Origin of the sequence: Azospirillum thermophilum (genome assembly GCF_003130795.1) — a bacterium.
GTDB lineage: Bacteria > Pseudomonadota > Alphaproteobacteria > Azospirillales > Azospirillaceae > Azospirillum > Azospirillum thermophilum.
Genome location: NZ_CP029358.1, coordinates 178,761 through 192,857, shown reverse-complemented (window position 1 = coordinate 192,857; position 14,097 = coordinate 178,761). Strand labels below are relative to the sequence as shown.

Annotated in this window: 14 protein-coding genes and 2 pseudogenes; 9 read left to right on the top strand and 7 right to left on the bottom strand. The window is 72.7% G+C overall.

The genetic code is table 11. From position 1 onward, the window contains the following. Nucleotides 1-119 precede the first annotated feature (119 nt). The 5 genes from DEW08_RS32985 to DEW08_RS28625 all read left to right on the top strand — a co-directional run bounded on the left by DEW08_RS32985 (nt 120) and on the right by DEW08_RS28625 (nt 3,302). Nucleotides 120-1,196: an ATP-binding response regulator gene (locus DEW08_RS32985; protein ID WP_245987065.1), complete on the top strand. Its 1,077-nt coding sequence runs from the start codon at nt 120-122 to the stop codon at nt 1,194-1,196. Beyond that, nucleotides 1,160-2,218 (top strand): ATP-binding protein, encoded by a 1,059-nt coding sequence (locus tag DEW08_RS32980; protein ID WP_245987064.1) that lies wholly within the window; start codon nt 1,160-1,162, stop codon nt 2,216-2,218. Before DEW08_RS32985 ends, DEW08_RS32980 begins: the two co-directional genes overlap by 37 nt. A 145-nt stretch (nt 2,219-2,363) precedes the next feature. Beyond that, a complete protein-coding gene (locus DEW08_RS28635) occupies nt 2,364-2,738 on the top strand; it encodes a hypothetical protein (protein ID WP_109333812.1) in 375 nt (124 codons plus the stop codon). Between the two features lies 1 nt (nt 2,739). Then, on the top strand, nt 2,740-3,009 hold the full coding sequence (locus DEW08_RS28630; RefSeq protein WP_181449498.1) for a DUF5985 family protein: 270 nt from the start codon (nt 2,740-2,742) through the stop codon (nt 3,007-3,009). Beyond that, nucleotides 3,006-3,302 carry a DUF5985 family protein gene (locus tag DEW08_RS28625; RefSeq protein ID WP_342760817.1) on the top strand — a complete coding sequence of 99 codons (297 nt, stop codon included), beginning with the start codon at nt 3,006-3,008 and terminating at the stop codon, nt 3,300-3,302. The genes DEW08_RS28630 and DEW08_RS28625 overlap by 4 nt, the downstream gene beginning before the upstream one ends. Nucleotides 3,303-3,323: 21 nt before the next feature. Here DEW08_RS28625 and DEW08_RS28620 read toward each other — a convergent pair. From DEW08_RS28620 to DEW08_RS28595, 7 genes and pseudogenes are all read right to left on the bottom strand, one after another. After that, a pseudogene (locus DEW08_RS28620) lies at nt 3,324-4,573 on the bottom strand (MFS transporter). After that, nucleotides 4,570-5,745, bottom strand: coding sequence for a thiolase family protein (locus DEW08_RS28615; protein WP_109333808.1), 1,176 nt, complete (start codon nt 5,743-5,745; stop codon nt 4,570-4,572). The pseudogene DEW08_RS28620 and the gene DEW08_RS28615 overlap by 4 nt, the downstream one beginning before the upstream one ends. Further along, the gene (locus DEW08_RS28610; protein ID WP_109333806.1) at nt 5,742-7,193 is read right to left on the bottom strand and encodes a class I adenylate-forming enzyme family protein; all 1,452 of its coding nucleotides are present in this window, start codon (nt 7,191-7,193) and stop codon (nt 5,742-5,744) included. The genes DEW08_RS28615 and DEW08_RS28610 overlap by 4 nt, the downstream gene beginning before the upstream one ends. A gap of 4 nt (nt 7,194-7,197) precedes the next feature. Next, nucleotides 7,198-7,743 (bottom strand): biotin transporter BioY, encoded by a 546-nt coding sequence (locus DEW08_RS28605; RefSeq protein WP_168220562.1) that lies wholly within the window; start codon nt 7,741-7,743, stop codon nt 7,198-7,200. Nucleotides 7,744-7,750: 7 nt separating this feature from the next. Further along, nucleotides 7,751-8,200, bottom strand: coding sequence for an energy-coupling factor transporter transmembrane component T (locus DEW08_RS28600; RefSeq protein ID WP_245987063.1), 450 nt, complete (start codon nt 8,198-8,200; stop codon nt 7,751-7,753). Beyond that, nucleotides 8,170-8,379 (bottom strand): hypothetical protein, encoded by a 210-nt coding sequence (locus tag DEW08_RS32975; RefSeq protein WP_245987062.1) that lies wholly within the window; start codon nt 8,377-8,379, stop codon nt 8,170-8,172. Before DEW08_RS32975 ends, DEW08_RS28600 begins: the two co-directional genes overlap by 31 nt. Then, on the bottom strand, nt 8,379-9,053 hold the full coding sequence (locus DEW08_RS28595; protein WP_109333802.1) for an energy-coupling factor ABC transporter ATP-binding protein: 675 nt from the start codon (nt 9,051-9,053) through the stop codon (nt 8,379-8,381). The genes DEW08_RS32975 and DEW08_RS28595 overlap by 1 nt, the downstream gene beginning before the upstream one ends. Before the next feature lie 275 nt (nt 9,054-9,328). On the opposite strand from DEW08_RS28595, the gene DEW08_RS28590 reads away from it, so the two are divergent. From DEW08_RS28590 to DEW08_RS28575, 4 genes and pseudogenes are all read left to right on the top strand, one after another. After that, nucleotides 9,329-10,984 (top strand): thiamine pyrophosphate-binding protein, encoded by a 1,656-nt coding sequence (locus tag DEW08_RS28590; protein WP_109333800.1) that lies wholly within the window; start codon nt 9,329-9,331, stop codon nt 10,982-10,984. 59 nt (nt 10,985-11,043) lie between these two features. Continuing rightward, nucleotides 11,044-12,530: pseudogene (gene amaB, locus DEW08_RS28585) on the top strand (L-piperidine-6-carboxylate dehydrogenase). Between the two features lie 149 nt (nt 12,531-12,679). Then, nucleotides 12,680-13,354 (top strand): DUF6134 family protein, encoded by a 675-nt coding sequence (locus DEW08_RS28580; RefSeq protein ID WP_109333798.1) that lies wholly within the window; start codon nt 12,680-12,682, stop codon nt 13,352-13,354. Then, nucleotides 13,351-14,097, top strand: a complete 747-nt coding sequence (locus DEW08_RS28575) for an SDR family NAD(P)-dependent oxidoreductase (protein ID WP_342760814.1) — start codon at nt 13,351-13,353, stop codon at nt 14,095-14,097. The genes DEW08_RS28580 and DEW08_RS28575 overlap by 4 nt, the downstream gene beginning before the upstream one ends.

Sequence of the window (14,097 nt, the reverse complement as noted above, 5' to 3'; positions counted from 1 at the left end):
GGGGCCCGTCCCCCTTCCTGATCCCGCGCCAGGCGCTCATGCCCCTGAACCCGAGGCCCCCGATGCCCGTCCCGTCCGCGCGGGGGGCAGGGGGACTTCCGGCGCGGGAGCCCAACGTGATGACCCGAGATCCGAAGCCCGACGCCCGTCCGCCGGACGTCAACATCCTGATCGTCGACGACGACAGCCGGAACCTGTTCGCCGTCCGCGAGACGCTGGAGGATCTGGGCGCCGCCCTGGTGCTGGCCAAGTCGGGTGAGGAGGCGCTGAAGCACCTGCTGCGCCAGGATTTCGCGCTGATCCTGCTGGACGTCCACATGCCGGGGATGGACGGCTACGAGACGGCGGAGATGATCCGCAAGCGCGAGAAGTGCCGGCACATCCCCATCATCTTCCTGACCGCCATCAACAAGGACGAGATGCACATCTTCCGCGGCTATTCCGCGGGAGCGGTGGACTACATGTTCAAGCCGGTCGACCCGCAGGTCCTGCGCTGCAAGGTCTCCGTCTTCGTCGAGCTGTTCCGCAAGACCGAGGAGATCCGCCAGCAGGCGGAGGCGCGGCAGCGGCTGCTGGACGAGAACTACCGCGTCCGCATGGAGAAGCTGCAGGCCGAGCAGGCGCTGCGCCGGTCGGAGGAGCGGCAGGCGCTGATCCTGCGCCAGCTTCCCATCGTGCTCTACACGGCGGCGGTGGAGCCGGGCCAGCCCTTCCGCTTCCTGTCCGGCAATGTCGAGACGCTGTTCGGCTTCCCCGCCGCCCGGTTCATCGAGGATCCGGGCCTGTGGGAGGAGCGGCTGCACCCCGACGACCGGCCCCGCCTGCAGCAGCAGATGGCGGCCATCCTGACGACCGGCGTCTCCACCGCCGAGTACCGCCTGCGCTGCGCCGACGGCACGGAGCGGCACCTGCTGGACCAGGCGGTGGTGGTGCGCGACGAGGCGGGCGTGCCGCGCGAGGTGTTCGGCACCATCCTGGACGTGACCGAGACCAGGACGGCGCAGCAGCAGCTCGCCCATGCCCAGAAGATGGAGATGGTCGGGCAGCTCACCGGCGGGATCGCCCACGACTTCAACAACATGCTGATGGTGGTGATCGGCAGCCTGGAACGGCTGGAACGCTCGCTGCAGGACGATCCCGCCGCGGCGCGCCGGCCGACATGGCGCTGCAGGCCGCCCTGCGCTGCTCCGACATGACGCGCCGGCTGCTGACCTTCGCCCGCCGTCAGACGCTGAACCCCGAGCCGGTCGACCTGCACGCGCTGGCCGCCGGCATGGGCGAGCTGATGGAACGCACGCTCGGCCGCAGCATCGCGATCTCGATCGCGGGGGAGGAGGCGGGGACGCTGTGGCCGGCGACCGTCGACCGTTCCCAGGCGGAATCGGCGCTGCTGAACCTGGTGATCAACGCCCGCGACGCCATGCCCCAGGGCGGCCGGCTGACGATCCGTACCGCCAACGCCCGCCTGACGGAACCGCTGAGCGGCCACGGCATCACGGCGGAGCCCGGCGACTATGTCGTGCTCAGCGTCGCCGACACCGGCTGCGGCATGCCGCCGGAGGTGCTGGAGCGGGCGTTCGAGCCCTTCTTCACCACCAAGGAGACGGGCAAGGGAACCGGTCTCGGCCTCAGCATGATCTACGGCTTCGTCAAGCAGAGCGGGGGGCTGATCCGCATCGACAGCGCGGTCGGGCAGGGCACGACCTTCAGCCTCTACCTGCCGCGCGCCGCGGCCGGCGGCCAGCCCGCCGCGGGAGCCGCCGACGGCGCGGCCCCGCTGACCGGCCGGGGCGAGACGGTGCTGGTGGTGGACGACGACGCGGACGTCCGGCGGGTCACCGTGCAGGCGGTCCGCGACCTCGGCTACCGGGTGCTGGAGGCCGAGGGGGCGGAGCAGGCGCTCGCCCAGCTCACCGCCGGGCGCAGGGTGGATCTGCTGTTCACCGACATCGTCATGCCCGGAATGAATGGGCGCGAGCTGGCGCGCGAGGGGCTGCGGCGCTGCCCCGGCCTGCGGGTGCTGTTCGCCTCCGGCTATGCCGACGGCACGGCTGCGGAGGCGGATGCCGAGCTCGCCCCCGTCGAGACGCTCGCCAAGCCCTACCGCGACGCCGACCTCGCCCGGGCTCTGCACCGGGCTCTGGACGATGGGACGCCCGATGCCTGCGCGGCCGGCGGCGGCGTGCCCGATCACGGAAAGGCGGTTTCCGCAGAATGACGCGGCCGGGCGCGGAGGAGCTTTCCGTGTCCGGCCGGCTGAACCGCCGGACCGCTCCGGTGCAGGGCCGGAACGGCCGGGCGGATCCGTCCTTGCTCCCGATGCGGGGCAGGGCCCTGGTCATCGGCATGATTGAGTTTGGTTCATGGTGTTGTCCGACGATGCGCTCACGCTTCTCCGCAGGTCCGTCCGGTCCGTCTGGGCTCTCGAGCTTCTCCTTCTCCTCCGCCGCGAGTGCGGGCGGAGCTGGACCCCCGACACGCTGGTCGCGGAGCTTCGCGGCAGTCCCATGGTGGTCGGGGAGGCGCTGGGCGCCCTGACCGCCGCCGGGCTGGTGGCGAAGGAGCCGGACGGGGCTTTGCGCTACCATCCGGTGGCCGAGGTGCTCGACCGGTGGGTGCAGGAGATCGCGGAGGCCTACAGCCTGCGCCCCTCCGCGGTGATCCGGGAGATCTTCGCGTCGCCGCAGAGCAAGGTGCAGATCTTCGCGGACTCCTTCCGGTTCCGGAGCCTCGACTGACATGGATGTGGTGAAGTCCGCCGTCTACCTGCTGTGCTTCGCATCGAGCATGCTGTGCATGGCGCTTCTGGCGCGCAGCTACCGGCGATCCCACAGCCGGCTCCTGCTGTGGAGCACGCTGTGCTTCGTCGGGCTGGCGATGAACAACCTGCTGCTGTTCATCGACGTGGTCCTCCTGCCGACCGAGGTCGACCTGCTGCCGCTGCGCCACGCCAGTGCGCTTGCCGGTGTGGGGCTGCTGCTGTTCGGCTTCATCTGGGATGCCGAATGATGACACCCACCGCTTACGCCTTCATGACCGGCGTCCTGACTGCGCTGTACCTGATCGCCGGGCTGTTCTTCCTGCGCTTCTGGCGGCGGACGCGCGACGGCCTGTTCCTCGCCTTCGCCGCCGCCTTCGCGCTGATGGCGCTGAACCAGGGGATCCTGGCGCTGGGCGGGCTGCTGCGGGAGGAGCAGACCTGGGTCTATCTGCTGCGGCTGGCCGCCTTCCTGCTGATCATCCTGGGGATCGCCCGCAAGAACATCGGCCGGCAGGCGGCGCGGCAGGCGGCGCGGAGCTGATCCGCGGCCCCCGGCGGGACGTCAGCGGACGTCCGACAGCCGGTCGATGCGGCGCAGCGCAGGGAACAGCCAGCCCCAGAGGCCGGCGAGGCCGACCGCACCGATCCCGCCGAGCACGACGGCCGGCACCGCCCCGAGCAGGGCCGCCGCCGCACCGGATTCGAACTCGCCGAGCTGGTTGGACGCACCGATGAACAGCGAGGTGACGGCGCCGACCCGGCCGCGCATGGCGTCGGGCGTGGCGAGCTGGATCAGCGTCTGGCGGACGAACATGCTGATCTGGTCGGTGGCGCCCACCGCCAGCAGGGCGAAGAAGGACAGCACCGGGTCGGCCGACAGGCCGAAGGCGATGGTGGCGACGCCGAACCCCGCCACCGCCACCAGCATCCGCCGCCCGGCATGGCGCTTGACGCCGTAGCGGGTGATGACCACCGCCATCATCAGCGCCCCGATGGCCGGCGCGCTGCGCAGCAGGCCGAGGCCCCAGGGCCCGACATGCAGCACGTCGCGGGCATAGACCGGCAGCAGGGCCGTGGCGCCGCCGAGCAGCACCGCGAAGAGGTCGAGCGAGATGGCGCCGAGGATCGCCGGCCGGCTGCGGATGAAGGAGACGCCGGCCAGGATCGCCCCCCAGCTCATGGCGCGCGGCGCCAGCTCCACCGCCCGCGGGCGCATCAGCAGGACGAGGAGGACCGCGACCGCCAGCATCACCGTGCTGAAGCCGTAGACCACCGCCGGCCCGGCGATGTAGAGCAGCCCGCCCAGCGCCGGACCGGAAATCTGCGCCACCTGCACCGCCGAGGAGTTCCAGGCGACCGCCGTCGGCAGCTCCTCCACCGGCACCACCGCCGACAGGATGGCCTGGTTCGCCGGCCCCTCGAAGCTCTTGGCGACGCCGATCAGCGCCACGACGCCGAAGACCACCAGCGGGGTCGGCAGCCCGGACAGCGTCATCAGGAACAGGATGCAGACCGCCACCGTCTCCACCCCAGCGCACCCATCAGCACCAGCCGGCGGTCGTTGCTGTCCACCACATGGCCGGAGACCAGGGCGAGCACCAGCGTGGGCAGGAACTGGAACAGCCCGACGAGCCCGAGGTCCAGCGGGTCGCTGGTCAGCTCGTAGATCTGCCAGCCGACCGCCACGACCTGCATCTGGATCGCCAGCATGGCGGCGATGCGGGCGCACCAGAACAGTGTGAAGGAGCGGTGGCGGAAGATGGAACGGCCGGCGGAGGCGGCTTCGGAGGGACTGCCGGTGGGGCTTGTCACGTCAGGACCTCCAAGAGGGTGGCAAGGCCGAGACCGCCGCCGATGCCGAGCGTGGCGAGCCCCCGCCGCGGGGCGGTGCCTGCCGGCGGGAAGAGCAGCTCGCTGAAGAGCCGCGTCACCAGGATGGCGCCGGAGGCTCCGTAGGGATGGCCGAGCGCCAGGGCTCCGCCGCCGACGCAGACCCGCTCCCGCGCGATGCCCAGCGTGTCGAGGCAGGCCAGCACCTGGGCGGCGAAGGCCTCGTTGAACTCCACCAGATCGACGTCGCCGAGGGCGAGGCCGGGATTGCGCGCGAGCAGCCGGCGCACCGCCGGAATCGGACCGGTGCCGAGCAGCCGCGGCTCCACCCCGGCCGCGGCGGAATCGGCCACCAGCAGTCCGGCCGGCCGGCCCATCCGGCGGAAGCGCTCCTCCGACACCAGCGCCACGACGGCGGCGCCGTCATTGACCGGGCAGGCGTTGCCGGCGGTGACCGTCCCGCCCTCGCGGAACACCGGCCGCAGCCGGGCGAGCTTCCCGGCCGAGGTGTCGGCACGCGGGCATTCGTCCTGCGCGGCGATCCGGCCGTCCGGCAGGGTGAGCGGCACGATCTCCCGCGTGAAGCGGCCGGCAGCCTGCGCGGCGACCGCCTTGCGGTGGCTCTCCAGCGCGTAGGCGTCCTGCCGCCCGCGGCCGATCCCCCAGGCCTCCGCGACATTCTCCGCCGCCACCCCCATGTCGGGGTCGCCGACCGCATCCGGGGCGAAGCGGGCGCGGCCGTAGAAGCGCGGGCTGCGGTAGAGGCTGTCGGGCTTCTCCACCCGCCAGGGGGCGGTGCTGGTGCTCTCCACCCCGCCGGCCAGCACGACGTCGACGGCGCCGGATTCGATCAGCCGGGCCGCCTGGTTGATCGCCTCCAGCCCGGACCCGCACTGGCGGTCGACCGTCACGCCGGGAACCGCGACGGGGAGACCGGCCTGCAGCGCCGACAGGCGGGCGACGTTGCCGCCCGGCCCGACCGCGTTGCCGAGGATGACCTCCTCCACCTCCGCCCCGTCCAGCCCGGCATCGGCGAGGACGGCGCGGATCACCGGGGCGGCGAGATGCTCGACGGGCAGGTCGCGCAGCATCCCGCCGATCCGTCCCACCGGGGTGCGGCGCGCGGCGACGATGACGGCGCGGCCTCCCCTCATGTCAGCGCCTCCAGGGTACCGGCGGCGGCGCGCTCGCGCACGGTGGCGCGGGCGATCTTGCCGCTGCCGGTCAGCGGCATGTCGGTCGCGGCGAACCAGCGGCGCGGCGCCTTGTAGCCCTCCAGCCGGCCGCGGCACCAGGAGCGGAGGTCCGCCGCGGTGGCGCGCGCCCCGCCCCGCCACCACAGGACGGCCGACACCGCATCGCCCCAATAGGGGTCGGGCAGGCCGAAGACCACCGCCTCCGCCACCGCGGGATGGGCGCGCAGGGCGGCCTCCACCTCCGCCGGATAGATGTTGAGGCCGCCGGAGATCAGCATGTCGCCGGCCCGGCCGATCAGGTGCAGCCAGCCGTCCCCGTCGATCCAGCCATAGTCGCCGACCGTCCCCCAGCCCCGGTGGGCGCGGAAGCCGCCGCCGTCGGTCGGGCCGATATAGCCGTCGCTGAGCATGGCGCTGCGCACCCAGACGGTGCCGACCGCCCCTCGCGGCACCGGCCGGCCGTCGCCGCCGCGCAGCTCCAGCGCGACACCGTGGAAGGCGCGGCCGACGCTGTCCGCCGGGGCGCCCTCGCGCGAGGAGCGCAGGCTGATGAAGCTGAGCTCCGAGGCGCCGTAATATTCGAAGACCGTGGCGCCGGGGAAGGCCGCCGCCAGACGGTCGTGCAGGGCGGGGGAGAGCTTCGCGCCGGAGGAGACGACGCGCGTCACCGCCGGAAAGCGCGATCCGGCGGCCTCCGCGGCGTCGAGCAGCCCGACCAGCATGGTCGGCACGGCGACGATGGTGGTCAGCCCATGCTCCGCCAGACGGCGCACCGCATCGGCCGCGTCGAATCTCGGCTGGACATGGACGGTGGCGCCCGCCGCCAGCCCCTCCACGGCGCCATAGAGGCCGAGGCCGTGGACGAGCGGTCCGGGAACCAGGACGCCGTCCTGCGGGCCGATGCCGAACTCCGCCCAGCTCGCCTCCAGCGTCGCCCGCCAGGAGCCCTGGTCGCGGACGAAGGCCTTGGGCCGGCCGGTGGTGCCGGAGGTGAAGCCGATCAGGAAGGGCGTGCGCGGATCGACCGGCGGCGGCGTCCATCCGTCGGGCTGGCCGGTGATCCAGGCGGCCGCCTGCGCGGCGCTTTCCACCAGCAGGGCGGGACGGACGGTGTCGAGCCCGGCGGCAAGCTGCTCCGCACTCCATTTCGGGTCGAGCAGGACGACCGTCCCGCCCGCCGCCACGGTGCCGAGAACCAGCGCCAGCAGCTCCACGCAGTTGCCGAGCCGCAGGGCGACGCGCGGCGGCTCCCCGCCCGCTCCGCGGGGCAGGGCGGCGACCCCGGCGCCCGCCTTCAGGCTGAGGCGCAGCAGGTCGCCGTAGCGGAGCGGCGTGCCGTCGACCAGCAGGGCCGGCCGGTCGGCATGACGGGCCGCCGCCCCGGCGAAGGGGGCGAAGAGCGGCACGGGGTCAGGCGTGGGCCGGCAGCACGCCGGCGCGGCGCACGGCGGCGGCGGTCGCGGCGGCGACGCCCGCCTTGATCAGGTCGCCGGGAATGAAGGCGAGCGACCCCATGGCCGCCTTTTCCAGCGGCAGGCCGGCGACCAGCCACAGCCAGGGAATGCCGCCGGCATAGACCACCAGGATTCCGCCGGCCGCGGCGGCGAGGAACAGCGGGATCGGGCGGGCGCCGGTCCCCAGCCGCTCGGCGATCAGGCCGGCGACGACGGCGCCGACCGGCCAGGCGAGCACGAAGCCGGCGGTCGGCCCCATCAGCACGCCGATGCCGCCGCGGCCGCCGGCCAGCAGCGGCAGCCCGGCCGCGACCAGGAGAAGGAAGAGCACCAGCGCGATGCCGCCGCGCTTCGCCCCCAGCAGGATGCCGGCCAGCATGACGCCCAGCGTCTGGGCGGTGACCGGCACCGGCAGGAAGCCCAGCGGAATGGGCGGAACCATGCCGAGCGCCGCGACCATGGCGGCGAACAGGGCGCAATAGACGAGGTCGCGGGTGCTCAGCATGTCCTCAAGCCTTCCTTCCGTTGGAACCGTCGGCGGGGTCATAGCCGCGGGCTTCCAATGCCGCGGTCAGATCATCGGCCAAGGTGAGCACCTTGACCAGCAGGGGAACGAACAGGGCGGCCATGCTGCGCTCCACCCCGCGCGCCTGCTGCGCCTGGCGGATCTCCCGCACCTGCTCGACCAGCAGGGGAATGAAACGGATGGTCAGCGCCAGCATCAGCGCCAGCTTCGCCGGATCGACGCCCAGCGGCCGGGCGAGCGCGAAGACCCGCTCGAACAGGTCGACCATCTCGGTCACGCGGGTGGTCATGGTGACGACGGTGGCCAGCAGCACCAGCGCCAGGAAACGCGCCGCCGCGACCATCGCCTCGCCCCATGACAGCTCGCCGAACGGCACCTGCACGGCGAACAGCAGCGCCAGCATCAGCAGGACCGGCCACAGCGACCGCGCCACCGGCCCCACGGGCAGGCGGGCCAGCCCGGCCAGCCCGACAGCCAGCAGCCCCGCCGCCGCGGCCCCCAGGCGCCGGGCGCGGCCAGCACCGCAACCGTCACCAGCAGCAGCCCGCCCAGCTTGACCGAGGCCGCCCAGCGGTGGACCGGGGAGTCGCGGTGGAGATAGAGGCCGAGCATCAGGACAGCCGCCGGACATAGGCCGGCACCGCCACGGCCGGCAGGTCGTCCGCCACCACCCGGCCGTCCTCCAGCACCAGCACGCGGTCGAACTCCCTCACCATGTCCAAGTCGTGGGTCACCACGATGACGGTCTGCGACAGGCCGCGGATCATCTCGATCACCTTGCGGCGGTTGCGCAGGTCGAGCAGCGTGGTCGGCTCGTCGAACACCAGATGATGCGGCTCCAGCACCAGCACCCCGGCAATGGCGAGAAGCTGCTTCTCGCCGCCGCTCAGCTTGTGGGCGGGGTGGTCGCGGTAGCGGCCGAGGCCGTAGCGGTCCAGCACCGCCTCCACCCGGCGCGCGATCTCCTCCTTCGGCAGCTTGCGCGCCTTCAGGCCGAAGGCGATGTCCTCGGCCACCGTGGGGTAGACGATCTGCACGTCGGGGTTCTGGAAGACGAAGCCGACCCGCTGCCGCGCCGCGCGGGCGTCGCGGCGGGTATCGTGGCCGTCCACCAGCACCTCCCCCTCGGTCGGCAGGATCAGGCCGTTCAGCAGGCGCGCGAAGGTGCTCTTGCCCGAACCGTTGCAACCGAGGACGGCGATGCGGCGCTCCGCCAGCGACAGGGAGATGCCGTTCAGCACCGGCCGCCCGTCATAGCTATGAAAAACGTTGCGAAGCTCGATCATAGCCTGGAAATGCTGGGAGTCGGGGGTTGCGAAGATTTGCGAAGCCGCTCCGTCTTAGAGGCTTTCGCGCGGCTTCGCCACTACAACCTGTTCCTGTTGAATGGCCGTCCCCGCGGGGGGCTCCCCGCGGACGGCCGGCGTCGGCACGGCCGATCCGCCGGAGGTCATTACCGCCGCTCATGACCTGTGGAAATAAAGTCGATTGCGGAACACACTGTCGGCAGGGCACCGTTCGGCTGCGGACGCGAAGTCATTCCAGGGGGGAAGCAGGCGCGATGAAGACCGGTGGCCAGTTGATCGTTGCGGCGCTGGAGGCCCAGGGCGTCCGGCGGGTGTTCGGCGTGCCGGGCGAGAGCTATCTGGCGGTGCTCGACGCGCTGCACGGGTCCCCCATCGAGATGATCGTCGCCCGCCACGAGGGCGGTGCGGCCATGATGGCGGAGGCCATGGGCAAGCTGACCGGCCGGCCCGGCGTCTGCCTCGTCACCCGCGGCCCCGGCGCCACCAACGCCGCCTCCGGCATCCATGTCGCCCAGCAGGACAGCACGCCGCTGGTCGTGCTGGTCGGCCAGATCGAGCGCGGCATGCGCGGACGCGACGCCTTCCAGGAGGTCGATTACGGCAAGCTGTTCGGCGGCATGGCCAAATGGGTGGCGGAGATCGACAGCGCCGCCCGCATTCCGGAGATGATCTCCCGCGCCTTCCACACCGCGATGGCCGGCCGGCCCGGCCCGGTGGTGCTGGCGATGCCCGAGGACGTGCTGACCGAGCTGGCGGACGCCCCCGTCGCCCGCATCGCCGAACCGGCCGAGCCCGCCCCGACACCGGCGCAGATGGAGCGGTTCGCCGCCCTGCTCGCCGGGGCGGAGAAGCCGCTGGTCATCGCCGGCGGCTCGCGCTGGACGGCGGACGGCGTCGCCGCGCTGCAGGGCTTCGCCGAGCGGCACGGCCTGCCGGTCGCCTGCAGCTTCCGCCGCCAGATGCTGTTCAACCACGACCACCCGCTCTATGCCGGCGACATCGGGCTGGGCATCAACCCCAAGCTGTCGGCCCTGGTGGCGGAGAGCGACCTGATCCTGCTGCTCGGCGGCCGCCTCTCCGAAGTGCCGTCGCAGAGCTACGGGCTGCTCGGGATTCCCGAGACGGGCAAGACGCTGGTCCACGTCCATCCCGCGCCCGAGGAGCTGGGGCGGGTCTACAACCCGACGCTGGCCGTCAACGCCACGCCCGGCAGCTTCCTCGAAGCGGCCAATGCGCTGCCCGCCGCGGCAAAGCCCGCCCGGACGGGACGCGCCGAGGCCGCCCACGCCGCCTATGAGGCGTGGAGCCAGCCGCCGCAGGCCATCCCCGGCGCGGTGCAGATGGGCGCCATCATGTCCTGGCTGCTGAAGACGCTGCCGGACGACGCCATCCTCACCAACGGGGCCGGCAACTACGCCACCTGGATCCACCGCTTCTGGCGCTTCCGCCGCTTCGGCACGCAGGTGGCGCCGGTCTGCGGCTCGATGGGCTACGGCCTGCCGGCCGCCATCGCGGCGAAGCTGAACCACCGCACCCGCAACGTCGTCTGCTTCGCCGGCGACGGCTGCTTCCAGATGACCGGGCTGGAGTTCGGCACCGCCATGCAGGAGGGGGCCGCCGTCATCGTGCTGGTCATCGACAACGGCATGTACGGCACCATCCGCATGCATCAGGAGCGGGAGTATCCCGGCCGCGTCTCCGGCACCAGGCTGCAGAACCCCGACTTCGCCGCCTTCGCCCGCAGCTATGGCGGCCATGGCGAGACGGTGGAGCGGACGGAGGAGTTCGCCCCCGCCTTCGAGCGCGCCCGCGCCTCCGGCCTGCCGGCCATCATCCATGTGAAGCTCGACCCCGAGGCCCTGACGCCGACCCGGACGCTGTCCGAGATCCGCGCGGCCGGCCGCAAGTAACCAGTCCAAGTACGCCCGAGCATCCCCGAGAAGGAGCCACCCCGGTGCAGCACAACGACATCCTCGCCCGTTTCGGCCTGACCTCCACCGCGTCCGCCGGGGCGGGCCTGACCGCGCGGTCGCCGGTGGACGGGGCGACGCTCGCCACCGTCGCCGCGACCGAGCCCGCGATGGTGCCGGACATCGTCGCCAACGCCACCCGCGCCTTCGAGGCGTGGCGGACCGTGCCGGCGCCGCGCCGCGGCGAGCTGGTCCGCCTGCTGGGCGAGGAGCTGCGCGCCGCCAAGGAGGATCTGGGCCGCCTCGTCTCGCTGGAGGCCGGCAAGATCCTGCAGGAAGGGCTGGGCGAAGTGCAGGAGATGATCGATATCTGCGACTTCGCGGTCGGCCTGTCCGCCAGCTCTACGGCCTGACCATCGCGTCGGAGCGGCCGGGCCACGCCATGCGCGAGACCTGGCACCCGGCCGGCCCCTGCCTCGTCATCTCCGCCTTCAACTTCCCGGTCGCGGTCTGGTCGTGGAACGCCGCCCTGGCCCTGGTCTGCGGCGACCCGGTGGTGTGGAAGCCGTCGGAGAAGACGCCGCTGACCGCCGCCGCCTGCCAGGCGATCTTCGAGCGGGCGGCGGCCCGCTTCGGCGACGCGCCGGCGCACCTGTCGCAGGTCGTCCAGGGCGGCCGCGAGGTCGGCGAGGCGCTGACGCGCCATCCCGGATTCCCCGTGGTGTCGGCCACCGGCTCGACCCGCATGGGCCGCGAGGTCGCCAAGCTGGTGGCGGAGCGGTTCGGCCGCTCGATCCTGGAGCTCGGCGGCAACAACGCCATGATCGTGGCGCCGTCGGCCGACCTCGACATGGCGGTGCGAGCCATCCTGTTCTCGGCGGTCGGCACCTGCGGCCAGCGCTGCACCACGCTGCGCCGGCTGATCGTCCACCGCTCGGTCCGCGACACGCTGCTGCCGCGGCTGAAGGCCGCCTACGCCTCGGTGCCGATCGGCAGCCCGCTGGAGGCCGGCACGCTGATGGGTCCGCTGGTCGACGCCGACGCCTTCCAGGCGATGCAGCGCGCGCTGGAACAGGCGAAGGCCGAGGGCGGCAGCGTCACCGGCGGCGGGCGGACGCTGGCCGACCGCTATCCGGACGCCTACTATGTCACCCCGGCCATCGTCGAGATGCCCGGCCAGACCGAGGTGGTGCGGCACGAGACCTTCGCGCCGATCCTCTATGTCCTGACCTACGACACGCTGGACGAGGCCATCGCGCTGCAGAACGCGGTGCCGCAGGGCCTGTCCTCCTGCATCTTCTCGACCGACCTGCGGGAGACGGAGCGTTTCCTGTCGGCCGCCGGCTCCGACTGCGGCATCGCCAACGTCAACATCGGGCCGAGCGGCGCGGAGATCGGCGGCGCCTTCGGCGGCGAGAAGGAGACCGGCGGCGGACGCGAGTCCGGCTCCGACGCCTGGAAGGCCTACATGCGGCGCCAGACCGCCACGGTGAACTACTCCGCCGCGCTGCCGCTGGCGCAGGGCATCAAGTTCGACCTCGGCTGACGCCGCACCGGTATCGCGGCTGACCGTCACCCGGGCCGCGGAACTCCATAAAAAAAACGGGTGAGGGTTGGGGCAGGGCCGGCGGGTGATCCGCCGGCCCTTTCCGCGCGTACCGGGGGTCCCGGACCTTGGAACGGAGGCCCCGACCGATGCGCGCGCGCAACTTCCTGACAGTCGGCACCCTGGGTGTCGTGCTGGCCCTGCCGGGCGGACAGGCACAAGCCGCCGACTATCTGTTCGAGATCCGACGCAACGGCACGCCGGTCGGAACCCACCGCGTGACGCTGCAGCCCGACGGCGAGCGGCTGCGGGTGGAGGCGCACAGCGAGATCACCGTGCGGCTGCTCGGCATCCCCGTCTACCGCTTCGACTACCGGTCGGACAGCCTGTGGGCGGGAGGCCGGCTGCAGTCGCTCCAGACCGTCACCGACGACGACGGCACGGTGACCCGGGTCGGCGCCCGCGCCGACGGCGGCTCCCTGCTGGTCGAAGGGGCGGACGGACGGGTGGGCGCGCCCGCCGGACTGATGCCGACCGACCACTGGAATCCGGCGGTGATCGGGGCGCGGCAGGTGCTGAACACCATCACCGGCAAGATCAACGAGGTCCGCATGACGCGCGAGGGGCGGGAGGAGGTGCCGGCCGGCGACGGGCGGCGCAGCGCCACGCGCTATTCATATCGCGGCGACCTGGAGGCCACCGTCTGGTACGACGACGCCGGCTCCTGGGTCGGGCTGCGCTTCGCCGCCCGCGACGGCTCGACCATCGACTATGTCTGCCGCCGCTGCGACGCCGGGCCGCAGATCGCCGGACGGTCGCCATGAGCGGCCCTCTCGGCAAGGCGGCCTGGGTCACCGGGGCCAGCAGCGGCATCGGCCGCGCGGTGACCCTGCGGCTGGCCGGGGAGGGGCTGACGGTCGCCGCCTCCGCCCGTTCCACCCTGGGGCTGCAGGCGGTCGCCGCCACCTCCGCCCGCCGCATCCTGCCGCTGCCGCTGGACGTCACCGACGCGGCGGCGGTGGAGGCCGCCGTCGCCGCCGCGGAAGACCGGCTCGGCCCGCTGGACCTCGCCATCCTGAACGCCGCGACGCACATCCCGATGGGGCTCGACGATTTCTCGGCGGAGACGGCGCGGACGCTGATGGAGGTCAACTACATGGGCGTGGTCCACGGGCTGGCCGCCCTGCTGCCGCGCTTCAAGGCGCGCGGGGCGGGGCGGATCGCCGTCGTCTCCTCGGTCGCCGGCTATCGCGGCCTGCCGACCGCCGCGGCCTACGGCCCGACCAAGGCGGCGCTGATCAACCTGTGCGAGGCGCTGAAGCCGGAGTGCGACCGCGCCGGGATCCGGCTGCATCTGGTCAATCCGGGATTCGTCGCGACACCGCTGACCGACCGCAACCCCTTCCCGATGCCGGACCTGATGCCGGTGGAGGAGGCGGCGAGGGCGCTGGTGGACGGGTTGAAGACCGACCGGTTCGAGATCACCTTCCCCGCCGCTTCGCCCGCGCGGTCAAGGCGGCCCGGCTGCTGCCCTACCGGCTCTATTTCCCCCTGGTGCGCAAGGTGA